A 25,543-nucleotide genomic window follows, 5' to 3' on the forward strand; every position below is an offset into this window, starting at 1 on the left:
CTAAATGAAGACAACAGCAAATTTAGGACTTAAAAAGCCAGAAGGAACTGATGTAGTTAATATTGATGATTTAAATTATAATGCAGATGCTCTTGATGCAGAAGTGATAAAAAAAGCATCTTCTACACAAGACGGAAGAATGGCTAAAGAAGATAAAGTAAAATTTGATGGCATAAGTGCAGGAGCCAACAAAGTGGAGCAATCCAGTACTAATGGAAATATAAAGATAGATGGGGTAGAGAAAAAAGTGTATACTCCTCCGACTGGTACTAATCCATATGGCACTACTAAAACAGATGTAGGATTGGGAAATGTAACAAATGATGCACAGGTAAAAAGAACAGAAATGGGAGCTGCTAGTGGAGTAGCTACATTAGATAGTTCTGGAGTAAATGCACAGGCACCAAAGGCTCATACTCATACAAAATCACAGATAACGGACTTCCCAAGTTCATTACCTGCAAACGGAGGGAATTCAACAACGGTAAATAACCATACAGCAAATGGTACACCTGCGACTACAGAGAAAACTGATATTATTAAGATGATAAACGAGGTTTTTCAGTCTGGCACTAACGTAAAATCTGATGCGATTAGTGCCGTTAACAGTAAAGGAGGCAGTTTAGGGAGTGATGCCACATGGGATGATATTATAGCTGCCATTAATGCCATAGCAAGAGGACAAGGAAATGCTGTGGAAAGTCAGGTACTTAGTGGAGTAAAATTTAGCAATTCTGATGGACAGCTTAGAACAGGAACCATGTCAAATAAGGGAGCCATAACAATAACTCCTTCCGGTTCAGATCAAACGATACCTGCGGGATATCATAATGGAAGTGGGAATGTAAGTGCTGTGGCAGTTCCAGTGGCAAATGTTTTATCTGGAACAACTATTGCAGGACAGACCGGGACCATGCCGAATAGAGGGGCAGTGACACTTACACCAGGAACAGCCGATCAAATTATTTCGGCAGGATATCATAATGGTAGTGGTAAAGTTAAAGGTGAGCCAAATTTGAAACCTGAGAATATTAAAGAAGGAATTAGTGAATTTGGTATAATGGGAACATTAAAAGAAAAACAAGATATATTCAATTATTTGTTAAATATACCTTCAGGATCTTCTTATGATAAATTAACTCCTATTGGTTTTGTAGAAGGAGAAGGTATGTGGTTTATGCAAGGAACAGATAGTAACGGAACAGCTATACTGCTTAATTCAAGTGGAACTGTCACAAAAACGCTTACTATAGGAGGCATGGGAGTGTTCTTCCATGCATCTAAGAATTATATCATGCGACAGACATATCCAGATAAAAATATAGAGATCACTAATAAATCAGGAACGGTTATAACAACAATACCGACTACTTATTATGGAACAGGACTTTTTGGATGTATAAATCAATATAATAATCAAATATATTTTGCACATGCTACTACTTGTGATATTTATAATTTAAGTGGAACATTACTTTATAGTGCTACAATTCCTACTATTTCAACTAATGCTAGTTCTGTATCCTTAATACCTTGTAAAAGTGGTGCAATATTATTAGTGGATAATTCAGATGGTACATCTTCTATAACTACAATTTCTGATGGAGGAGTTGTTAATACAAAAACTCTTAATAAAAGCAATAGTAAAGAAAATAAAGTATATGGCGTGCTATTAAATGCATTAATTTAAGGAAGGTGATCAAATGAAATATATAAAAATAAATAATTTTTGGAATCAATTTAATCAACCAGATTATAAAGGGTTAGATATAGATAAATTTATAGCCGGAAGTCAAAGGTGCAATTTATTTATAACATACTCTGTATGTGCAACAAATGAGGAATTAACATCATTACTAATAGATGTAGAAGAAATTACAGAAGAACAATATAAAATAGAGACTCAAAATATACAGAATATAAATCAACAGCCTAGTCAAAATGAAGTTTTAGCCCAAACCGTAGCAAATTTAACTCTCCAAAATGCAGATCTGGCAAGCCAGGTCGAAACACTAAGTCAAACAATTGCACAAATGCAATTAGGATAAGAAAGGATGATATAAGATGAGTAAATACTTTAATTTTTGGAACATGTGTTATACAAATAGTTGGGTAAATTTAGATATGGTAAAACAGGCAACAAGTAAAAGTATTATAACTACAGATGAATTTAAAACCATAACCGGACAGGATTACACAGAATAAAATACAAGGCAAAACAGGAGCTAGGGATAGCTTTTTTATTTTGCCTTGAAATAGGGAGATGAGAGAAGTGGGGCAATGTGAGAAGTGTAAAAATAGGACCATATGTAAATTTACAGATAACTTTACTGAATTGCAGGAGAAGTCAAAACAGATAAACCAGTCAATTGATACTAGTTATCCTTTCAAGATAATAGCTAGTTGTAGATTTTATAATCAGGATAATGTGGGCACATGCATTAATAATATAACGATGCCTGATAAGAACAATATGATCCCTACCGGTTACTATTAAATTTAATGTAACTTTAATACAAAGAGTTTTGGAGAAATCCAGGACTCTTTTTTAGTACTTAAAAATACTTACAAGGAGGCTCAAAGTGGAATATATTATAAGTTATTTTAAAGAATTTACAGGGAAACTAGTGGCCATAGGGTTTACAAGTTCTACGCTGGGGGCATTATTTACCTGGTGCTTTGGTGGGTGGGAAATGGGGATAAAAGTATTAGTGTCCTGTATGGTTTTGGACTATATTACAGGTCTTATGTGTGGATGTAAAGAAAAGCATCTGAATAGCTCCAAGGGATTTAATGGGCTTAAAAAGAAGTTTACCATACTTTTAATTTTAATATTGGCAGTACTTTTAGACAGGCTTCTGGGGCAACAGTGGATTTTTAGAACTATGGCCATATATTTTTATGTGGCAATGGAGGGCATAAGTATATCAGAAAATGCAGTTAAATTAGGCATTCCGGTACCTGAAAAGTTGAAAAATGTACTGGAACAATTAAAAAATAAATAGGAGGAAAATCATATGCTCAAGGGAGTAGATATAAGCAATCTAAATGGATCAATTAGTATAGACTCAATTAAAAATGCAGGTAATTCTTTTTTAATAGCCAAGGCCACAGAGGGAAGTACCTTTATAGATAAATATTACAATGATAATATTGCTAAAGCTAAAGCCCTGGGACTTATAACCGGGGCTTATCATTTCGCTAGATTTCAGACAAAGGAGAAAGCTATCCAGGAAGCTAATTTTTTCAAGTCTATTGCAGCAGGTGCTAGTCCTGATTTTGTAGTTTTGGATTTTGAACAACAATGTAATGGAGACATGACAGAAGCATGTCTAGCTTTCTTGGAGATAGTAGCCACTATAGCTCCAGCACTTATTTATTGTAATCCAAGCTATATAAAGGCATATTTAAACAGCAGTATAACAAAGTATCCTTTATGGGTAGCCCATTATGGAGTAAGCAGTCCAAGCACTGTATTATGGCCTGATTATGCAATGTGGCAGTATACAGAAAAAGGGCAGATACCAGGAATAAGTGGTTATCTTGATTTAAACTATATGGCAGAACCTTTTTATAATAGCATTGCTACAGGTGAACCAGTAAAACCAGATCCACTTATAGAGCAAATTAAATCCCTTCAATATAACTTGAACATAGATTATAATGCAGGGTTAGTTGTAGACGGGATAGCAGGTCCGGCTACTATGGCAGCACTTAAGGGAATTCAGGATATCATTGTAAAAGGCCACAAGTCTCATGTAGTCCTATGGATTCAACAGAAACTAGAACAATATGGATATCTAAAAGAAAATTCCTATACTTCAATGTTATATGACGAACCAACTTTCCAAGCTGTAACTGAACTCCAGAAGAATTGGGAAAGGCCGACTGATGGAGTTTTAAGACCTGAAACTTGGAGTATATTTTTGAATAATTAGGGAGAGAGCTTGAAAGAGCTTTCTTTTTAAATGTAATGGGCAAGGTGATTATATGCGGGATATAACATTAATACATGGTGAGTGCTTAGAGGTAATGGATAGATTGATAGAGCAAAATGTAAAAGTAGATGCAGTAATTACAGATGAGCCTTATGGTACAACAGCTTGTAAATGGGATGAAATAATTCCTTTTCCTGAAATGTGGAATAGGTTAAAACTATTGCGAAAAGATGAACACACACCTACTATATTATTTGGAAGTGAGCCATTTAGTAGTAAATTGAGATTAAGTAATATTAAAGAATATAAATATGATTGGAAATGGAACAAAATTCGAGGAGTAGGTCATTTAAATGCTAAAAAAAGGCCTATGATGTGTACTGAAGATATAATAGTGTTTTATAATAAGCGAACATTATATAATCCTCAAATGAGAGAAAGAAGCGTACCAAGAGTTAGCAAAAATAATGCTACTCAAAAGGTTTATGGGGAAAGCAAAAAACATTTTGTGGGTAATAAGTTAAAGAAAAAATATCCAGTTAATTTAATAACTGTTTCAAAATCATCTCAAAAAGATATGATATATCATCCCACACAGAAACCAATAAAACTTATAGAATATCTTATAAAAACATATACTCAAGAAGGGGATCTGGTATTGGATTTTACCATGGGAAGTGGAACAACAGGAGTTGCTTGTAAAAACTTAAATAGAAAATTTATAGGAATTGAAAAAGAACAAAAATATTACAATATTGCTGTAAAAAGAGTATTAATTTAAATTCTCATTTTATCAAGGAAAAGATAGAGTGAGAATTTTCTTATGCAAGGCTAGTAAAATAGCCACTTCTTAAATTATCAAATTATAAAGATTATGGAGGTAATATAAATGAATGAATTAGAAAAATGCTTTTATCAAGCAAGTAGATTAGATGCAAAATATGTTGGTGTAAAAATTAAAATGCAAGGGTTTCCAAAGCCAGAAATTATAATAAATGAAAATGCTAATTTTGATAGTAAATTTGCATATTACAAAGGAGCTTACAACGAAGATCTGACTCTAAAATCTTTTAATGGAATTGAGATAATAGATTTTGCGTATGGCAATAGTTTTAATGATATACAAAAAGCTTTAATTAGATGAACTTAAAAAAAATAAAAATTCTCATTTTGCTGAATAAAAAGTGGAATGAGAATTTTCTTATGTAAGGCTAGTAAAATAGCTATTTTTTAAATTATCAAATTATAAAAATTATGGAGGAATGAGAAAAATGATAAATATAAATGATGTTGTAGCAGTAGGTGGGGTTTTAGTGGGTGTAATTGGAGTTATATTTGGATTAGTACCATATCTAAAGAAGAAAGGTATTGATACTGAGAAAGTATTGGATACTACAGGAAATGTTTTAGAGGCAACAGAGCCATTTATACAATTGGCAAAAACTATTCCCACACTGAAACCCGGTGCAACTTTAATAGATTGGATAGAAAAGAAGGCAGTGGCCGGAGTAAAAGCAGCTGAACAACTAGCTCATGCTGGAAGTTTAAAAACTAATGAAGAAAAGTTTAATGCTGCACAAAATACCGTATATGCTGCGCTTAAAGAAATTGAAGTAACCCCTACGCTTAACCAGAAAAAACTTATCTCTGATTTTATACAAGAAGCAGTAAATGACTTGGGACATGCCGGTCCTACAGAGTCCGAAAAGGATACACAGATTACAAAGATACAACAGGACTTGGCAGCAGTACAGGCTGAAAACACTCAATTGAAGCAGACTATTGCTAGTATACAGAGTGCTGCAGGTGCTGTACAGAATATAGATACTTCCGTAGCTGTCATAAATGCAGAGGACAAAGCAGCAGAAAATGCTTCTATTGCTCAAACCGAGTAAAACATTAACATCACATTAAAATAACATGAATTTTATATATGTTTGTCACAATATACAGTTACAATTATAATATATTATACCTGTGTATAATAAATATTTGGGGTCTTGAGAGTGACTGAATATAGTGGTCTTAACAGGCCACTATATTTTGCAAAGAGTGCAGTTGAGCACTCTTTATAAATTTCTTTAATATTTAAACTTTATACTTGATGCATCATATGATGCATAAGGGACATTCCAACAATTCTACTTAAATATTCTCTTGCTTGATTTATTGACATGCCGCAATTTGTTAATATCTTTAACATATCAGGATGGTGCTGCTCGAACATCATTACAATTTCTTGTACATCTGATTTCATTTTTTCCATATCTTTTTTTGACATATCCATCATATCCGGCGTTTCTTGTTTCATGCCTGATTTCTTCTCCATAGAGGGCATTATACTTCCTTTATTAATTTTGTTTTCTTTAAATTTTTCTTCCCCCTTGAATAAAGGTTTAGGTTCCTTGCGCATTACAGGCGGATACATAGTTCTGTTAGCCATCATACAGTAACAACACATTGGTGGTGTTGTTTCTAATGGTGGATACATGTATTTATACATGAAAAGCCTCCAATAAAATTTTTTTCACAATAGTATACTATTCAAAAAACTGTCATTTGGAATGTTTACATTTCGATTTTTCCTAATACATCTCTTAACCTTAGAAGTAAATTTCTATAATAAAAGCCCTGGCAGCACCAGAGCTTTCATGAATTAAAACATATTGAAACGATATTAAAGAGATAACGATATTAAAGAGATAACATTAATTATTATACCCAATTCAATAAATTCAAAACAAAAGAAAGATTTATGTCTTGAAACCATTTACACGCCTTATAAAATCATATATCATATACTTATAAGGCTAACCCCCTTAATTAATTTTCACAACCTAAAATAAGTTTAATTTTTTTTAAATCCACACTCCAAATAGTATGATTATCAACCAATCATACTATTTTTTTGACAGTTCATACTTAATTTTAAAAGTAAATTATTTTGAGCCTATTGGTATTTTTCTGGCAGGTTTATTTTTTATAACTAACTTTGGAAGGATTTTATAAAATAATGAAGAATTTATTATATAAAATAGTTTACCAAAAGATTAAAGACATTAAAAGGGGATAGCGATGGACGAGCTTAAGATGAGAACTAAAAGCAAAGTTAACAGTAATATAGAAATTATAGGTGAATTATTTCCTAATACAATAACGGAAGTAATAAAAGGGTATGATAAAAACCATAATCCCATAATTGAGAAAGCAATAGATTTTGAAATATTAAAACAAGAATTATCAAAAGATATAGTTGAAGGAAGAGAAGAAAGGTATCAAATGAACTGGCCAGGAAAAAAAGAAGCAATATTAAAAGCTAACACACCTATAAATAAAACGCTTAGACCATGTAGGGAAGAAAGTGTAGATTTTGATAAAACTGAAAATCTTTATATTGAAGGAGATAATTTAGAGGTATTAAAATTGCTTCAGGAAACTTATCTAAATAAAGTTAAGATGATTTACATAGATCCCCCTTATAATACAGGGAAGGATTCTTTTGTATATCCAGATAATTTTGCTATGGATGACTATGAATTTAGTGAGGCAAGTGGTCAGTATGATGAAGATGGGAACATAATTTATGATATTAGAAAAAATAATGAAAATAATGGTAAATTTCATACTGATTGGCTTAATATGATGTATCCAAGGTTAAAATTAGCTAAAGATTTGTTAAGTAAAGATGGAATAATATTTATTTCAATTGATGAGCGTGAGTTTGATAATTTGAAAAAAATATGTAATGAAATATTTGGAGAAAAGAATTTTGTTGGAATAATAACTTGGGAAAAAAGGACTAAGGCACAAAATACTGAAACTGCACGAGAACAATTTCAATCAAAGACAGAATATATTTTTGTATATAAGAAAAAGATTGATAAAATGACGTTCAATTTAGAAGTAACAGGGGAAAAGCTATATAATTTGCGAGATGATAAAGGATATTATCGTGAGAAAGTTGTTGAAGAAATGTCTGCACTGGGCATGAGAGGAAGAAAAACTATGATATTTCCGATAATGGGTGTATTTCCGTCTGATAATAAACAATGGAAGGTAGGGGTGGAACAAGTAAAATTTTATAAAGAACGAGGGGATATATTTATTAGAGATAACAAAGTTTATTTTAAAGTAAGGCCGGGTGATGAAAGCAATAAAAAATATGCACCATTTTGGTCACATTTTTTTAAAAAAGATGTGTATGGAACAGCAGAAACCGGTAAAGCGGAATTATCCGAAATTCTTAAAACAAAATTTCATGGATTTGAAACAGTAAAACCTGTAGCGTTAATTAAAAAATTATTATTTCATGTTAAAAAAACTAATAATGTAGATCTAAAAAAAGATGATATTGTTCTTGATTTCTTTTCAGGTTCTGGAACAACAGCCCAAGCAGTTATGGAAATAAATAAAGAACATAATAATAATATTAAATTTATTTTAGTACAATTATCAGAGCCAATAGAGGAAAAACAATCTAAATATAAAAATATATGCGAAATAGGAAAAGAACGTATTCGCAGAGCAGGTAAAAAAATTAAAGAAGAAAATCCAAATGAAGCAAATAATTTAGATATTGGGTTTAGGGTACTTAAAGTAGATTCAAGTAATATGAAAGATGTATTTTATAATCCTGCTGAATATAGTCAAACTTTACTTGATAATGTAAAAGAAAATATAAAAGAAGATCGTTCCAGTGAAGATTTATTATTTCAAGTAATGTTAGATTTAGGTGAACTATTATCTAGTCATATTGAAGAGATAGAAATAGAAGGTAAAAAAGTGTTTAATGTTGGACAAGGTAATATTATTAGTTGTTTTGATGATAATATTACAAATGAAGTTGTAACAGAAATAGCAAAAATGAAACCTTTTTACGCAATATTCAGGGATAGTTCATTAAGTAATGATTCTGTAGCTACTAACTTTGAACAAATATTTAAGACATATAGTCCTAATACAATAAGAAAGGTATTGTAGGAGGGGACAAGACATGAAGTTTAAATTTAAAATACAGTATTATCAGACTAAGGCAGTGGAAAGTGTTATAAATGTTTTTAAAGGACAACCATTTAAAGGATATGTTAAATACACTAGGGACTTAGGTATAAGGAAAAATAGAAATGAACAACAAGTTTCATTCTTAAATAGTGCCGATAATAGGATAAAACCAAAAGAAATAGAAGATAATCAGTATAGTGATGGGTTTGAAAATCCAGAAATTATCCTTAGTAACGATGAAATATTAAGCAATATAAAAGATATTCAATCTTTAAATAATATAAAAGTATCTGATAAACTAATTAAGCATTTAGGAAAATGCAGTCTTGATGTTGAGATGGAGACGGGTACCGGTAAAACCTATGTATATATAAAAACCATATTTGAGTTAAATAGAAAATATGGTTTTAGCAAGTTTATTATAGTAGTTCCTTCTATCGCAATTAGGGAAGGTATAAAAAAGAGCTTTGAAATGACAGAAGAACATTTTATGGAATACTATCATAAGAAGGCGAGATATTTTATTTATAATAGTAAAAACTTAAATGCTCTGGACAGCTTTAGCAGTAGCTCAAATATTAATGTAATGATAATAAACATGCAAGCTTTTAATGCAAAGGGAGCTGATGCTAGAAGGATTTATGAAAAACTTGATGAGTTTCAAAGCAGACGTCCTATTGATGTTATAGCAGCTAATAGACCAATTTTAATAATTGATGAACCACAAAAGTTAGGCGGTAAAAAAACACAAGAATCACTAAAATTATTTAATCCACTTTTCTGTCTAAATTACTCGGCTACCCATAAAGAAAAACATAATTTAGTTTATGTACTAGATGCACTAGATGCGTATAATGAAAGATTAGTAAAAAAAATAGAAGTAAAAGGTTTTGAAGTGAAAAACTTTAGAGGAACAGGAAAATATTTATTTTTAGATGATATTATCGTTTCTTCAAAAAAACCACCTAGGGCAAAGATAGAATTGGAAATTAAGTATAGTAAATCAATTAATAGAGAAGCACGAATATTTGATGTAGGTGATAATCTTTATATAGTTTCAAATAATGCGGAGCAGTATAAAGAAAATTTTGTAATCAATGAAATTAATCCTATAGATGGAACTGTTACTTTTACTAATGGATTAATTATTACTAAAGGTACTGTAGTTGGAGATATTTCTGAAAAAGATATGAGAAGAATTCAAATAAGAGAAACTATTGCTTCTCATTTTGAAAAGGAAGAAAAATTATTTAATAAAGGCATTAAGACCTTATCCCTTTTCTTTATAGATGAAGTAGCTAAATACAGAGTTTATGATGAAAATGGCGAAGAGGAAAACTCAGAATATGCAACGGTCTTTGAAGAAGAATATATAAATATTTTGAATGACTATATTACTTTGATAAACACCCCATATACTAAATATTTAAAAGATATTGATGTAAAGGATACACATAAAGGGTATTTTAGTATTGATAAGAAGACAAAAAGAATAGTCAATTCAATTACAAAAGGAAAGAGTACAGAAAGTGACGATATATTAGCTTATGATTTAATATTAAAGAACAAAGAACGTTTATTGAGTTTCGAAGAACCTACAAGATTTATATTTTCACATTCAGCTTTAAGAGAAGGTTGGGACAATCCTAATATATTTCAAATATGTACTTTAAAACATAGCGATAGTTCAACGCAGAAACGACAAGAAGTAGGAAGGGGTCTCAGATTATGTGTAGATCAAAATGGTGATAGAATAGATGAAAATTACTCTGGAATCGACAAAAACAATATTCATGATATAAACAAATTAACTGTAATTGCAAGTGAGAGTTATAAAAATTTTGCAGAGGGATTACAAAAGGATATTAAAGAAGTTTTATATGATAGGCCGAAGAAAGCAACACAAGAATATTTTATGGGAAAGAAAGTTTTAGTTAATGATGAAGTAGTGGAAATTAATAAAAGACAAGCTAAAGAAATCTATAGGTATTTAATAAAAAATGATTATGTTGATGCAAATGATAATGTAACTGAAAATTATAGATTAGATATAGAAAATAAATGTATGGCTCCTTTACCTGATGACTTAATTTCAATAATGGATGGGGTACAAAAGCTTATTCAAAGTATATTTGGCGAAAGTGTATTAGATACTATGATAGAAAATGGAAATAAAACAAAAGTTAAAAAGAATGAACTTAATGAGAATTTTTATAAAGAAGAATTTCAGGCATTATGGAATTATATTAACCATAAATATGCTTATACTGTAGATTTTAATAGTGGGGAACTGATTAAAAAATCAATAAAACATATTGATAAGCATATGTTTGTATCAGAGTTACAATATACTTTATCTCAAGCTGAGCAAAAGGATAATCTCGATATTAATGAATTGGAAAGAGGGGAATCTTTTAAAAATGTATCTTCATCAACAAAAGAATTAAAACATTCAGAGTTAAGTGCAATAAAATATGATTTAGTAGGAAAGATTGCAGAAGGAACAGTGTTAACAAGAAAGACAATTGTAGAAATATTAAAAGGAATACAACCTAATATATTTTCAATGTTTAAATACAATCCAGAAGAATTTATAATAAAATGTATTAAGTTAATCAGGGAACAAAAAGCAACAATGATAGTAAATCACATTACTTATAATCAAATTGATGGTACATATGATAGTAGTATATTTACAGCAGAAAATAAAGGAAAAGATTTTAGTAAATCATTTTTAGCTAAAAGGCATATTCAAGACTATGTTTTTACTGATGGAACTGCAGAAAAAAGTATAGAACGTAAATTTGTCGAAGATCTTGATGGAGCAAAAGAAGTTAGTGTGTATGCTAAGCTACCAAGAACTTTTCGAATTCCAACACCAGTTGGAAATTATTCTCCAGACTGGGCAATTGCTTTTAAAGAAGGTACGGTAAAACATATTTATTTTATAGCTGAAACTAAGGGAACTATGGAAAGTATGCATTTAAGAAAAATTGAAGAAGCTAAAATTACATGTGCAAAAAAACTATTTAATGAATTATCTACAAGTCATGTTAAGTATCATGAAGTAGATAGTTATCAGTCACTTTTAAATATAATGGGAAGTTTATAAATAGTAAGACAAATAAATTTGGAAAAAGATATTTCTTGCGATGATAAAGAAATTAAATATGATCTAAGAGATAGGAATGATTAATACAAGAAAATGATTAAAGCCTATAAGTTAATATAAACTTAAAACACAAAAGCCCCAGGACCAACCCCAGGGCTTTCACCAATTAGAACAATAATGAGTGACTTTAAAGTATTCTTATGAGCATTAACCATTATACCCAACTTAAAACATTTTATATTTACTTCTTATATGCCTTATAGATTTTAGATTACCTATAAGGAAAATATAAGACCTCCAACCTTGGAGTTTTAATTTATAACAAAAAGCTGCCCTACGGACAGCTAAAGAGAATTTAAGAGAGACAATTATATTTATATTATGTCCAAAATTTTAAAATTTCACGCAATATATAGAAAATAAATAATTAGGTGTAGAATGTATAGTGATAAACTTTTATATTCAAAAAGCTCTGGAATTACCCAGAGCTTTTATAAATTGAGGTAACACATAATGAGTAAGATATTAGAAGGATTCTAGTTATGCATTAGTATTATACCCAATTAAGCTTACTTTTATATTTATTTTACAAATATCCATCCAATTACCGAGGCCACTGAAAAACTAAGAGTATTGACCATTATATCCAATTGACCCATACTTATACATAATGTATAAACCCGACCAATTCGCCAAAATCACTGTATATTTTGCAATTTCTATGCTAAGACTTATTCTAGTAAGATTAAAAATATGGGATAGCACAGGACTGTTAGATGAGTATAAATAGAATGTTGTGTCATAACAATTAAACCTGAAGATTCTCCTTAAGCCTAAGGATAAAGGAATGTTTTGCTACTTTTTTTGAAGAATTGGTTCATTTATAGTTACAAAGAATAAAGAAACCTTGCTGTACTTATATTGTGAATAATTTTTGATATAGTGGAAAAGGTATAATATTAAGAAGATGTTTGGAGATGTGGAGACTTTACATAGATAAAGAACAATAATATCACTTTTTTTATTTTTATTGAGGGGCTTAGTCTTATATCTAAAAAAGGTACATTTTAATACCTAAAGTATATTTTAATTTCACAGCAGGGATAGAAAGGAGAAGATATAGTATGTCAGTGAACGAATTAATCGCACATGATAAAGGCCTTGATAACACTCTCGATCTACTGAAAGAGGGCTATTTGTTTATAAAAAACAGGACCGACCAGTATCAATCTGATTTGTTTGAAACTCATTTACTAGGACAAAAAGTAATTTGCATGACCGGAGAAGAAGCAGCAAAGGTGTTTTATGATCCAGAACGGTTTCAACGAAATGGTGCAGCACCCAAGCGAGTACAAAAAACATTATTTGGCAAGAATGGAATTCAGACTATGGATGGAGAAGCACATATCCATCGTAAGAATCTCTTTAAGTCACTGACTACTCCACTGCATCAAAAGAAGCTGGCTGAACTTGTATTGGAGAGATGGCAAGCTTCTGTTGACAAATGGGAAGGTACAAAGAAGGTTGTACTCTTTGATGAAGCAAAGGAAATCTTATGTCGGGCGGTATGCCAGTGGGCTGGGGTTCCACTGCCGGAATCTGAAGTAAAGGATAGAGCTGAAGACTTCGGTGCAATGATTGATGCTTTCGGAGCGGTTGGACCGAGGCACTGGAAAGGTAGAAGAGCAAGGAATAGGGCTGAAGATTGGATAAAAGGTATTATAGAGAATGTCCGAGATGGTAAGATAAAGGCTGAAGAAGGTTCAGCACTTTATGCTATGGCTTTTCATAGGGAGCTTGATGGCAGTCAGATGAATACCCAAATGGCTGCTGTAGAACTTATTAATATATTGCGACCAATTGTTGCTATTTCAACCTACATTACTTTTGCAGCTTTAGCACTACATGAGCATCCAGAATGCAAAGAAAAGCTAATTTCAGATGACAATAACTATTTTGAAATGTTTGTACAGGAAGTTCGTCGCTTTTACCCCTTTACACCTTTTCTTGGTGCAAGAGTTCGAAAAAATTTTATTTGGAATGAATACGAATTTAATGACGGAATACTTGTGTTACTTGACATATACGGTACGAATCATGATCCATGTATATGGAAGAATCCTAATGAATTCCACCCAGAGAGATTTAAGGAATGGAAGGGTAGTTTGTTTGATTTCATACCACAAGGTGGAGGTGACCCTGCCAAGACACACCGATGCCCAGGGGAGGGTATCACTATTGAAATTATGAAAACCAGTCTGAATTTCCTTATCAATAGGATTGAATTTGAAGTTCCAGAGCAAGATTCAAGCTATAGTTTGGTAAGAATACCGACATTCCCTGAAAGTGGATTTGTTATGACTAATATTAAAAGAAAAATTCAAACTATAGATAAATAAATTTAATGATTGATAATCTGGGTAGCACAAGCTGGACTGGTTTATAGTAAGTTAATGACATAAAAATTTACACTTATGATGTAAGTTAAAAAATATAGTAGAGAGGGGAGTTTAGTATTCCTCTCTTCATATTTACAAGATGTACAATAATAGTTAAACTAGCATTTATATTTTTCTCTTATGTTCTTTATATGTTCTTCTATCTCTTTAGCAGCTTCAGGAGGCAATTCATTGTTTTCACGACCACAATATCTACATGTGTTGTCGTTGTCCTTATAACATCGATAGCATATTAGGTCTTTTACACATATACCATATTTGGGTTTGATTTCATCTATGGGAATGTGATCAAAGTCTTTTTCACTTTTTATTTTACCTGTCTTGATTAACTCATTTATCTGATCTTTTACCTTTTTATGATCCATTAATTTCTCACCACTTTTCATTTTATAAGTATTCTATAAAAATATCCTATCATGTAATGGAAAAGAAATATATGCATAAATATTGTAAAATGTATGGGGTATTAGATTTGAAAACTGTAAGCTAAAGTTAACAAGACGAATATACCTTAGATAAGGAATTATTACATAAATTAAATGAGCTTAGATTAGAAGGGGTAAAGTTATTGTTGCTCTCAATAAACATTGAGTTCTAGTATATACAAATATATACAAACTTTCTCGTTTGGGGTTGCGGCTGTATTTATTAGTGCTTTATTAATAACTAATGTGTTAAAAATGTGTTAAATTAAAAATATAAGCAAATTCCCAACACTGAAAACCCGCTTATATCAATGAATTTGGTGCATCAGAGAGGACTTGAACCCCCGGCACGCTGGTTCGTAGCCAACTGCTCTATCCAACTGAGCTACTGATGCATGTTACAGGTATTATATTAACACAAATAATATTTAAAATCAATTTTAATATTTTTACGTTTTTAAGGGGCATATGTGCAAATTCTTGAAAAAGAAAAGCTCATTGCAGTACTAATTTATCACTTTGAAAAGTTTAGATTTTGTTTATAATTAGTTTAGATAAAATAGAGATACATATTTTACAATATAATTAGGAAGTACTTCCCCATAAAATATAAAAAGGAGATGAAAAGATGAAACTTAAGAAAAAAACAGCTATGGTAATAAGTTTTACAGTGGGAATTATGATGTTTACCACCACTGCTATGGCCGAAGTAGCATCTAAAAGTGGTTATGATCAACTAAAAGATTCTTTAAAATATACTGCAGAAAATTGTACTAGCACTCTTTCAAACTTCACCATAGATGCATCTTTTGTGGTAAAAGATAATGGAAATACCATAATGTCAGAGAGTTCAATTAATAAGTATGATATATCTAAAAATTCAGAGGAAAGTACAAATACCAGTATTAAAGGTTCTACTAAGACAGAGAGTTATTCTTATAGAGATAAAAGTGGTTATATAACTAAAAGTCCCAATGCCAATGAAAATGTGTACTATTTAACTGAGTATTCTAATGAGAAAGATAAAAATCGTAGTGTGCTTGAAAATCCTTTTAAGGAAGATAAGGCAGCTGATATAGAAAAAATAGCAGATGCTCTTGTAGGAAGTTTAAAAGATTCAGTAACAGTTACTGAAAAGCAAGATGGAACTAAAGAAATATCTGGTTCTTTAAATAATACTCAAATTCCTACTCTTATAAATGCCTTTACATCTTTCCAGTTTAAAAGTTCCTATGGCAATACAAATAACAGCGAAGATGTTATACCTAAACTAACAAAGAATATTTTCGTAAATGGTATAAAAGGCAATATGACTACTGATAAAAATGGTTTAATTAAAACTATTTTAGCTTCTGGAACTTTAAATGGTGCGGATAAAACTGGTGCTGAACATCAGGTTACTTTAGAGGTTTTAGTAAAAATAGAAAATATAAATTCAACTACTGTAACAAAACCTGATTTATCTAAAGAAAAAGTAGTAAAAAACATAGAAAGAGATTATACTAAGTTAACTAATCCTCAGAAATATGAAGGAAAATATACATCAGATATTATAGTAGAAGATGATGATAAATTTACAAAAATAGGAGAAGCTATTGTTAACATTGAAAAAATAGATAATAAGACTATAACTGGAAGTTACTCTAAAGAGTATTTAAATGGATATGAAAATTACGCAAATGGTAATGAAAGTGTAAAATTCACTGGGACTTTAGGTGAAAACAAGGATAACTTTAGTGGTAAATTCAATGGTACAACAGAATCCAATGAAAAGGTATCTGGAGATATTTATATTCAGCCTAATAATGCAAGTATATATTTTAACATTGGCAACTATGAAAATCCAAATGTAATATTAGATGGCACCTATAGAAAAGTATTAGACTAAATCTTAGGATTAAGTATATATTAAAAACAATTTGCTGGAATATTGTCGGCAAATTGTTTCCAAATCAAGTGACTCAGAGGTTCAGTTGGAGTTTACTATAGAGAAATGTTTTTCTCCATCTGAACCTTATTAACAGTGTTCTTAGTGTCTTTAGCACTTAGAATACGTTATCCTTTAGGGGGAAGAACTTATTCAGGTGCATAGCAGTATTTATCTCCCACTTTGAGGAAAATGTGAATATTAGTAATGGCAGTGTTGGGATAAATAAGACCAAATTTTAGGAGGAATTTAAATGGAAAAAGTTATTGAACTAATTAATTTATCTAAAGTATATAAAAATGGAAGGGGTATACAAAATGTTAATTTAGATATATATAGAGGACAGATTTTTGGTTTTTTAGGGCCAAATGGTGCAGGAAAAACCACAGCCATGAAAATAATGACAGGACTTGTAAAACCAGATAGAGGAGATGTGAAAATATTAGGTTATAGTATATTGGAAGAATTTGAAAAGGCTATTCATAAAGTGGGGTGTATTATAGAAAATGCAGAAGCTTATTCCTATTTAACGGCTTTTGAAAATTTAAGACAATTCTCCAGATATTACAACAATATAGATGATGCTAAAATCGAAGAGGTGTTAGATATGGTAGGGCTTCTAAAATATAAAGATGAAAAACCTGAAAAATTTTCCTTGGGAATGAAACAAAGGCTTGGAATTGCATCTTCAATTTTATGTGATCCTGAAATTGTAATTCTGGATGAGCCCTTAAATGGTTTGGATGTGGAAGGGATGATTGATGTAAGAAACATAATAAAAAATTTAGCAGAAAATAAAAATACTACTTTTTTTATTTCTAGTCACCTAATACATGATATCGAATTAACTTGTACACATATTGGTGTTCTGTATAATGGAAATCTTATCAATGTAGATACTACTAAAAATATATTGAATAACTATGCTTCCTTGGAAAATTATTTTATAAGTGAGGTAGATAGAAATGACAGGAATTAAAGCAACACTAATAAATGAATTGGAAAAATTATATAAAAATAAAAAAGTTTTAATAGTAGCTGTACTGTCCATAATATTTATTATAATTGGACAAGTTTTTATTTTAGTGGTAAGAAATAATTTTGGACTTAAAGGTGTTTCTAGTACGGAGTTTCCCCTGCTGGTTCTTTCAGTATTTATAAACACACTGCTACCCTTGTTTATAGCTCTTATTACTATTGATAGTTTTTCTGGTGAGTCCTCCAGTAACACTATGAAAATATGTTTAACAAAACCTGTCTCAAGATTAAAACTTTTTATTGTAAAAATAAGTGCAATAGTTATAATTATATTTATAACTTTAATGATTATAATGGTTTTTTCTATAATATCAGGACTAATTTTTAATTCTAATTCTTTTACTTCGGAGAACATTATTAAAATAATAATTTCATACATAGTAACTTTGATACCTATGATAATCCTATGCCTTATGATTGTTTTGTTTACAAATATATTAAAAAGTGGAATAGCTGTATTTTTTCTTTCTGTGTTAGTGTTTATTTCATTTAAAGTACTTGCTATTTTCTTTCCATCATATTCTGGAATTTTATTTACATCCATTATGGGATGGCACACTTTGTGGCTTATGGATAATATACCATTTATAAAGATATTTCGTAATTTTATAATGATGTTAAGTTATATTATAATATTATTTACAACAGCTTATTATATGTTTGATAAAAAAGATTTTTAAGGTGTGGATTTATATGAATATAAAAAGACGAATGATTCTTTATAATACTTTAACAATAATAATTCCCTTTATAATTGCAAGCATAATTGCAATTATATTTGTATCATTATCTTCAAAATTTTTTGATACTAGTATAAACTATGATGAATTTAAAGAATCTGCATACGTAAGATCTGAATTATTGAATACAGTAAGAGAAATATCCAAATCTAATATTAAAAATATAAAAGGTACAGAATTTGAAAAGTTTTTAAATGAAAAACTTGCACTTATAGATGGTAAAATTATAATAATAAAAAATGACACTATTATATTTTATTCTGACAATATGGATAAGATGGATATAGAAAATTCCTTAAGTGAGGCAAATAATAAGTCTTCAAAAAATCTAGTAACCATAGGAAATATTCATTATTCTGTAAAGTCTTTTCCTCTTCAGTTTAATGATGAGCTGCAAGGAAAAGTAATATTTTTAGTTCCTGTAAAAAAAGAAACAGATGTTTTAGAAAACTTTATAATAGCCATTTTAGCTATATTTTTGATTTCCTCTGTTCTAACAAGTATTCTTGTATCGTATATATTTTCAAAAAAAATATTAACTCCCATAACATTATTAAAAGAATCCATGTCAAAAATACGAGATGGAGAATTAAATTTTGAAATTGCAGAAACGGGAGATAAAGAAATAAGAGAACTTTGTACTGATTTTGAACAGATGAGGATAAAATTGAAAGATTCAATTAATGCAAAAATGAAATATGATGATAACAGAAAATTACTTATTTCCAGTATATCTCATGATTTAAAGACTCCAATAACTTCTATAGAAGGATATGTTCAGGGGATTTTAGATGGTGTAGCTAACACTCCTGAAAAACTAGAACATTATTTAAAAACCATACATAAAAAAACAATACAAATTGACAATATGATAGATGATCTGCTTTTATATTCTAAGTTAAATTTAAAACAGATTCCCTTCAACTACGAAAAGACAGATATTGTGGACTATTTTAATTACTGTATTCTTGAAAATGAACCAGAACTTAATAAATTTAACATAAAAATAAACTTACAAAATCACTTGAAAAATTCAAAATATGTTATGATAGATAAAGAGAGATTCATGAGGGTTATATTAAATATAATTGATAATTCGAGAAAATACATGGATAAAGAAGAAGGAAAAATAGTTATATTTCTCAGAGAAACTGCTTCAAGTATAATAATTGAAATAAAAGATAATGGATGTGGCATTAATGAAAATGATGTAAATAAAATATTTAATAAGTTCTATAGAGGAGATTCTTCAAGAAGCAATGCTTCAGGAAGTGGTTTAGGCCTTGCAATATCAAAACAAATTGTAGAAGGCCATAATGGTAAGATATGGGCTGTGTCTAATGAACTTAAAGGAACAAGCATACTAATATCCATTGGAAAAGTTAGTTAAGAGATTTATATTAGGACAACCTTTCCTTCAATCAATGTAAAAAACAAATTAAATACATAATACCAGAGTATGAAAGAGGTTATTTATGAGAAAGATTTTAATAATTGAAGATGATTTAAGTATAGCAGAACTTCAAAAGGATTATCTTGAATTAGAAGGATTCCAAGTTACCATATGTACAGAAGGAGTAAAAGGACTAAATACCTTAAATAATAATAAATTTGATTTATTGATTCTAGATATAATGCTTCCTAAAATTAATGGTTATAGTATTTTGCGTAGTATACAGGATAAGAAGGATATTCCTGTGCTTTTAGTTTCTGCTAAAAAAGAGGAAATTGATAAAATTAAGGGATTCACTTTAGGAGCAGATGATTACATTACAAAACCTTTTAGTCCTGGTGAACTAGTGGCAAGGGTTAAATCACATATTCAAAATTATGAAAGAATAAAAAGTAAATTTAATTTTAAGCATAATAAGTTAATAATAAGAGGGCTAGAAATACTAAAGGATTCCAGACAGGTTTTCGTAAATGGCAAAGAAATTACTTTAGCCCAAAAAGAGTTTGATATTTTACTTTATATGGCAGAAAATCCTAATAGGGTATTCAATAGAGAAGAACTCTTTGAAAAAATATGGGGCCTTGGCTCTATGGGAGACAATGCCACAGTTACAGTACATATAAGAAGGATACGTGAAAAGATAGAACCTTATCCGTCTAAGCCTCAATACATAGAAACAGTGTGGGGGGCAGGTTACAGGCTTAGAGTTTAATATGAAGTTCTTCTATGGGTTCAGTTGAAGCTTGCTATAGAGAACTTATCCAGGCGTGTAGCAGTGCTTAATTTCACTTTAAAGAGGATAGGAATATTAGAAATGATAATATTTAGATAAATATAGTAAACACATTAAATATTTTTGAGAGTGGGTGTATTAAACTGACTTATTATGTATTAACAAGTGTATTCATATTATTATTTGGAACCTTGAATTATTATATAGGACTTTTGGGATGGCATCTACTTAGTATGAATATGTCTTTTTTGAATCAAAATACTTATTGGATATTTTTTTCTATTATAGTTATATGTATACTTATTGGGATTACTGCAAATAAGTTTCTACCCTATTTTCTCCGAAGCAGTTTTTATGTTCTGGGTTACTATTGGCTGGCCGCTTTATCTTACTTTATAATAGCCATTATAATTTTTAATGTTATTGTTTTTTCAAATAAGATCATACATTTTTCTAAAAATCTAATTAGTAATAACTTGGTTTTCACTAATTTATTTATAGTATGTGTTGTTATAGTAACGATAATTTTACTTATATATGGCACATTTAATGGTAAAAAGCTTAGAATAAAAACATATAATGTAAATGTGTCTAAAGATGAGAGTATTTTAGAAGAACTTAATATAGTTATGATATCTGATATACATATTAGTAATATAGATGACGAGAGACAGAATAAAATAATTAATGTTATAAACAATTTAAATCCAGATATTGTTTTTATTGTAGGAGATATACTGGATGATATAATGACTTTTGCGGAACATAAAGTGATAGATGATTTTCATAAAATAAACAGTAAATATGGCGTATATGCCTGCTTAGGAAACCATGATTACTTAAATGGAGATTTATCATATGTGATAGATAAACTTAATGAGTCAAAGATTAATGTACTTAGAGATAGTGTGGTAGAGATAGCACACAGTTTTTATATCATTGGACGTGAAGATAAGTCTTATGAAATGATAAGTAAACAAAAACGAATAAAATTGTCAAACCTTATGAAAGGGATAAACAGTAAATTACCAATAATTATGTTGGATCATCAGCCAATAAATATTCCTGAAGCAGAGGATGCTGGAATCGATTTACAGTTATCCGGTCACACTCACAAGGGACAATTTTTTCCTTTTAATTTTATAACAAATAAGCTCTTTAAAGTTCATTACGGATATCTGAAAACGGGAAGATTACAGGTTGTAGTATCATGTGGTGCCGGTACATGGGGACCTCCTATACGTATAGGTTCAACATCTGAGGTAGTAAATATTATTGTGAAATTTCAAAAGCAGATATTTTAATTAATCTATTAGTATTTATTCCGGGCTTAAATTCACTGATATTCCACACCAAAGCTTCTTGAAAGAGAAATATACACTGCTTTGTATCCTTGGATAAATTTTAGGTTCACTTGATTAAAATGGTATTTATATAGTCAAAAACAGAACGCGAAACACCATTATAATTAGGAAATAAGGTTGCACCTGAAATACCATATAATTTACATAGCTTCAGTATCTCCACAGAATATTTAACAGGAAGTGTTATTTTCCACAAAGGTGTATCTGGTGTATTTTCAAACTCATTTTCTAAAAATTTAGGAGAAAATATATCCCCCATTTTACCCGGTTGTTTTAGAAAGGTAAATAGACCAGATTGAGCAGCAAGGTTGTTGCTAGTTGAACCTGGAACTTTAATTAATTTAATATTTTTGTATAACTTAATCTTTTCTATATCTAAAGCCCATACTGCTAATTTTTTATCATTATTTTCCTCATAATGTTTCAAGGATGATGAAGCAGCAAAATATGCAGCTACATATGAACGTTTTGACCAGTCAATAAGACTGGTTGGTACTCCACAATGCTGTGCTAATGCCATTAACTCTAATAATTCCTCACTGGGCCAATTTGATGGATCAATAAAAGATTTATCATTGCCATCCCCTACTTTAAAATCTAGATACTTTTTTCGAAATTCCAGAGAATCATTTATAATACTGATTCCTATAGAATCACATTGATCCACAAAATAGTTTAATATCATAAGTTCATTATGTACTTGCTCTTCACATTTTATGTGGATCTTATGATTGATTTTTTTATTGATTCTCAACATACTGGGAATTAAGGGCCATGTATCATCTCTTTGACCTCTGTAAATAAATCTTCCCCTTTTATTTCCTAAAGGTTTTTCGGGACATAATTCCTTCCAAAATTCATCAATATTATTACATTCTTTCAAAAGGTATCTTTTATATTGATTTATAGACATATATACACATCTCACTCCGTTGATTTACACAAGTATTTAAGAAAATGTCCATACTTTATTCATTATGTAATTAAACATACCTGTAGAAATGGTTGATATTAACTGTGAAAGAACGCTATCTAAGCCAATATTATTTACTAGTGTAAATAATATTATAGAATTAAACAAGAGAGAAATTATATTCACAATAATAAATTTACTAAATAATATGACAATCTTCTTATTAGACTTAAATACCCAAATTTTATCCAGTATAAATCCATTTATAATTCCAAGAAAATATGCTATAACATTTGATATCATATAATTAACACCAATTTGTATGAGAATATTATAAATAAGTAATGTTATTAATGTATTTATTGTTCCTGAAATAGCATATTTTATAAATTTTTCTTTTTTTAATAATAACTCCAATATCATAGCTATCTCCATAGTTTATAATATTATTATAAAAATATTATACGAACCTTAATAATTACTTAAAATTAAATGTTTAATATAACTATAATATTATAACTAAATACAAAAAATAGGAACCACTAAAATAAGTTTTATTATTTTAGGCTTTCCTATTTTTTTGAAAATATTCCTGTGAATTTAAATGTCTTAAAAATTTATATTTTTATTAGGAGGTAGTTTTATCATACTGATTTTATATCTTATGTTTTGTTATTGTATTATTTATCTTTAAAAATATGAAATATTATTAATGCCGTATATATTAAACGTTTTGATATTTATAATAAATATTATTGAATAATATACATTAAATATAAAGCTGCAACTACAACTAATATAATGCCTATAGTACTTAAAAATTTTTTCATAAAAATTCCCCCTTAAAATATGCATTTTATTATATTTCAATGTAACATTAATTACTTATGGTTACAGGTAATAACCTAGTTTTGTACATAAAAAGCAATTCTACCTCCTAAAATATTCAATAAATTCAATGTAAAAAGGGCATAAAAGATAATTAATACCTATATCAAAGGGTATAGTGTAATATATCTATAATTTATAATTACGTGTAAAAATACAAAATAATTACTTTATGATGCAGACTTAAAATCTAAACTATAAAAAATTTTAAATAAATAGTTCATAGTTATAAATATAAAAGATTGTTGTGCTTGAAATCCTCTTATTTCTAATGTAGCATAAAATATGTATGGTGATAAGTCGATTATTTTAATTAATTTAATCTGTTTTTACGATTGGATGTGATTTAATGGATATTAAACAACTTCAAACATTTATTACTGTTGCTAAATTATTAAATTTCAGAGAAGCTGGAGAAGAACTTAATTACTCTCAATCCTCTGTTTCTGATCATATACGTAATTTAGAAAAAGAACTTGGTACAAAACTTTTTGAACGTCTTGGAAAAAAAGTGTTTCTAAATGAAAGTGGGAAAAAATTAATTTCTTTAGCTGAAAAAATGATTCAAGATGAAAAGGAAATTCAAGGGCTATTTAACAAAAATGAAAAAATTTCTGGATTACTTAGAATAGGAGCTGCTGAAACCCTTTCCGTTTTCTGGCTTCCTCCTATACTCAAGGAATATCGTATTATATATCCAGATGTTAAAGTAACACTTAGGATGGCCGATTGTGCTGAATTTCCTAAAATGTTATCTCATAATATGATTGATGTGGCTTTTAGTCTCCATGATCAATCACAGCATGAATATATTTCCCAAATTAATATTTTTAAAGATTCTACAGTTTTTATTGCAGCACCTGATCATCCCCTTGTTAATTTAAAGAGAATAAAGATACATGAACTTGAGAACCATTCTTTTATTCTTCCAGAAGCTGAATGCTGCTATCGTGTGGAATTAGAAGAATTATTAAAAGAACATAGCATAAAAATAGATACCATTATGGAACTTAGTAGTTTAGAGGCTATAAAACAATGTGTAAAAATAGGACTTGGAATTTCTCTGTTACCTAAAATTGCAGTTCAAAGGGAAATTAATAAAGGTGAACTTGCCATTTTGACCATAGAAAATTGTGATATTTCCATATGTGCTAAAATGATATATCATAAACAAAAGTGGATATCTCCCCCTTTAAATGCTTTAAAAAATATGATATGTACAAATAATAAAGAGGAGGAACATAAAATATCATAAAAATCTACTGTATATTTTTTAGTTATTCATTATTTATGACAGAAATAAAAAATAAGCACCTGGAATTAAATCAAATGCTTATTTTTTTCTCTAAGTTTTTACCTTAGGACAAGTACTATTATATATGTAAAATAATAGTAAATCAAGTATTAAATAGTAATTTCTTATTATAAGAAATTAATTAGAGTAAAAAGAATATATAATGAGATATTTTACAGTTACTAGATTAAATTGACATTTTATACTTTTTTTATTCCTATATTATTTATATATGATTCATATTTATATAATAATTAG

Annotated in this window: 23 protein-coding genes and 1 tRNA gene; 19 read left to right on the forward strand and 5 right to left on the reverse strand. The window is 29.4% G+C overall.

All coding sequences use genetic code 11. The annotated features are described in order from the left end of the window. Window positions 1–4 precede the first annotated feature (4 nt). The 9 genes from BS101_RS00700 (at window position 5) to BS101_RS00740 (ending at window position 5,833) form a co-directional block, all read left to right on the forward strand. The gene (locus BS101_RS00700) at window positions 5–1,690 is read left to right on the forward strand and encodes a hypothetical protein (RefSeq protein WP_073537106.1); all 1,686 of its coding nucleotides are present in this window, start codon (window positions 5–7) and stop codon (window positions 1,688–1,690) included. A gap of 13 nt (window positions 1,691–1,703) precedes the next feature. Continuing rightward, entirely contained in the window at window positions 1,704–2,048 is a 345-nt protein-coding gene (locus BS101_RS00705) for a hypothetical protein (RefSeq protein ID WP_012103582.1), read from the forward strand. A gap of 16 nt (window positions 2,049–2,064) precedes the next feature. Then, a complete protein-coding gene (locus tag BS101_RS00710) occupies window positions 2,065–2,205 on the forward strand; it encodes an XkdX family protein (protein WP_073537107.1) in 141 nt (46 codons plus the stop codon). 67 nt (window positions 2,206–2,272) lie between these two features. Next, window positions 2,273–2,497: a hypothetical protein gene (locus BS101_RS00715; RefSeq protein WP_073537108.1), complete on the forward strand. Its 225-nt coding sequence runs from the start codon at window positions 2,273–2,275 to the stop codon at window positions 2,495–2,497. Between the two features lie 130 nt (window positions 2,498–2,627). Continuing rightward, a complete protein-coding gene (locus BS101_RS00720) occupies window positions 2,628–3,005 on the forward strand; it encodes a phage holin family protein (RefSeq protein WP_073541014.1) in 378 nt (125 codons plus the stop codon). A 12-nt stretch (window positions 3,006–3,017) separates the two neighbouring features. Beyond that, window positions 3,018–3,938 carry a GH25 family lysozyme gene (locus BS101_RS00725; RefSeq protein ID WP_073537109.1) on the forward strand — a complete coding sequence of 307 codons (921 nt, stop codon included), beginning with the start codon at window positions 3,018–3,020 and terminating at the stop codon, window positions 3,936–3,938. Window positions 3,939–3,990: 52 nt separating this feature from the next. Continuing rightward, window positions 3,991–4,719, forward strand: a complete 729-nt coding sequence (locus BS101_RS00730) for a DNA-methyltransferase (RefSeq protein ID WP_073537110.1) — start codon at window positions 3,991–3,993, stop codon at window positions 4,717–4,719. Window positions 4,720–4,827: 108 nt separating this feature from the next. After that, window positions 4,828–5,082 carry a hypothetical protein gene (locus tag BS101_RS00735; protein WP_242951361.1) on the forward strand — a complete coding sequence of 85 codons (255 nt, stop codon included), beginning with the start codon at window positions 4,828–4,830 and terminating at the stop codon, window positions 5,080–5,082. Between the two features lie 127 nt (window positions 5,083–5,209). Then, the gene (locus BS101_RS00740) at window positions 5,210–5,833 is read left to right on the forward strand and encodes a hypothetical protein (RefSeq protein ID WP_242951362.1); all 624 of its coding nucleotides are present in this window, start codon (window positions 5,210–5,212) and stop codon (window positions 5,831–5,833) included. 200 nt (window positions 5,834–6,033) lie between these two features. On the opposite strand, the gene BS101_RS00745 is transcribed toward BS101_RS00740, so the two are convergent. Then, window positions 6,034–6,441 carry a hypothetical protein gene (locus BS101_RS00745; protein WP_073537111.1) on the reverse strand — a complete coding sequence of 136 codons (408 nt, stop codon included), beginning with the start codon at window positions 6,439–6,441 and terminating at the stop codon, window positions 6,034–6,036. A gap of 572 nt (window positions 6,442–7,013) precedes the next feature. Here BS101_RS00745 and BS101_RS00750 point away from each other — a divergent pair. The 3 genes from BS101_RS00750 (at window position 7,014) to BS101_RS00760 (ending at window position 14,450) form a co-directional block, all read left to right on the forward strand. Next, window positions 7,014–8,918, forward strand: coding sequence for a site-specific DNA-methyltransferase (locus BS101_RS00750; protein ID WP_073537112.1), 1,905 nt, complete (start codon window positions 7,014–7,016; stop codon window positions 8,916–8,918). Between the two features lie 13 nt (window positions 8,919–8,931). Then, complete coding sequence (locus BS101_RS00755) at window positions 8,932–12,051, forward strand: type III restriction-modification system endonuclease (protein WP_073537113.1); 3,120 nt, start codon at window positions 8,932–8,934, stop codon at window positions 12,049–12,051. Window positions 12,052–13,175: 1,124 nt separating this feature from the next. Next, on the forward strand, window positions 13,176–14,450 hold the full coding sequence (locus BS101_RS00760) for a cytochrome P450 (protein ID WP_073537114.1): 1,275 nt from the start codon (window positions 13,176–13,178) through the stop codon (window positions 14,448–14,450). A 158-nt stretch (window positions 14,451–14,608) separates the two neighbouring features. On the opposite strand, the gene BS101_RS00765 is transcribed toward BS101_RS00760, so the two are convergent. After that, window positions 14,609–14,875, reverse strand: coding sequence for a hypothetical protein (locus BS101_RS00765; protein ID WP_073537115.1), 267 nt, complete (start codon window positions 14,873–14,875; stop codon window positions 14,609–14,611). Between the two features lie 378 nt (window positions 14,876–15,253). Beyond that, window positions 15,254–15,330, reverse strand: a tRNA-Arg gene (locus tag BS101_RS00770). 233 nt (window positions 15,331–15,563) lie between these two features. On the opposite strand from BS101_RS00770, the gene BS101_RS00775 reads away from it, so the two are divergent. The 6 genes from BS101_RS00775 (at window position 15,564) to BS101_RS00800 (ending at window position 22,130) form a co-directional block, all read left to right on the forward strand. Beyond that, on the forward strand, window positions 15,564–16,823 hold the full coding sequence (locus BS101_RS00775) for a hypothetical protein (protein WP_073537116.1): 1,260 nt from the start codon (window positions 15,564–15,566) through the stop codon (window positions 16,821–16,823). A 292-nt stretch (window positions 16,824–17,115) separates the two neighbouring features. Next, entirely contained in the window at window positions 17,116–17,841 is a 726-nt protein-coding gene (locus BS101_RS00780) for an ABC transporter ATP-binding protein (protein WP_073537117.1), read from the forward strand. Further along, window positions 17,828–18,580 carry an ABC transporter permease gene (locus tag BS101_RS00785; protein WP_073537118.1) on the forward strand — a complete coding sequence of 251 codons (753 nt, stop codon included), beginning with the start codon at window positions 17,828–17,830 and terminating at the stop codon, window positions 18,578–18,580. Before BS101_RS00780 ends, BS101_RS00785 begins: the two co-directional genes overlap by 14 nt. 13 nt (window positions 18,581–18,593) lie before the next feature. Further along, a complete protein-coding gene (locus BS101_RS00790; protein WP_073537119.1) occupies window positions 18,594–20,030 on the forward strand; it encodes a HAMP domain-containing sensor histidine kinase in 1,437 nt (478 codons plus the stop codon). 85 nt (window positions 20,031–20,115) lie between these two features. Then, the gene (locus BS101_RS00795; protein WP_073537120.1) at window positions 20,116–20,805 is read left to right on the forward strand and encodes a response regulator transcription factor; all 690 of its coding nucleotides are present in this window, start codon (window positions 20,116–20,118) and stop codon (window positions 20,803–20,805) included. A 260-nt stretch (window positions 20,806–21,065) separates the two neighbouring features. Continuing rightward, window positions 21,066–22,130: a metallophosphoesterase gene (locus tag BS101_RS00800; protein ID WP_242951363.1), complete on the forward strand. Its 1,065-nt coding sequence runs from the start codon at window positions 21,066–21,068 to the stop codon at window positions 22,128–22,130. 106 nt (window positions 22,131–22,236) lie between these two features. Here BS101_RS00800 and BS101_RS00805 read toward each other — a convergent pair whose 3' ends face one another. Together BS101_RS00805 and BS101_RS00810 are read right to left on the reverse strand one after the other, a co-directional pair. After that, the gene (locus BS101_RS00805) at window positions 22,237–23,103 is read right to left on the reverse strand and encodes an FRG domain-containing protein (RefSeq protein WP_073537122.1); all 867 of its coding nucleotides are present in this window, start codon (window positions 23,101–23,103) and stop codon (window positions 22,237–22,239) included. 36 nt (window positions 23,104–23,139) lie between these two features. Beyond that, a complete protein-coding gene (locus tag BS101_RS00810; RefSeq protein ID WP_012620032.1) occupies window positions 23,140–23,538 on the reverse strand; it encodes a GtrA family protein in 399 nt (132 codons plus the stop codon). Window positions 23,539–24,340: 802 nt separating this feature from the next. Between BS101_RS00810 and BS101_RS00815 the strand changes: the two genes are divergently transcribed. Next, window positions 24,341–25,246 carry a LysR family transcriptional regulator gene (locus tag BS101_RS00815; RefSeq protein ID WP_073537123.1) on the forward strand — a complete coding sequence of 302 codons (906 nt, stop codon included), beginning with the start codon at window positions 24,341–24,343 and terminating at the stop codon, window positions 25,244–25,246. Window positions 25,247–25,543: the final 297 nt, after the last annotated feature.

It is taken from the genome of Clostridium kluyveri, assembly GCF_001902295.1.
GTDB classification, from domain to species: Bacteria; Bacillota; Clostridia; order Clostridiales; family Clostridiaceae; genus Clostridium_B; species Clostridium_B kluyveri_B.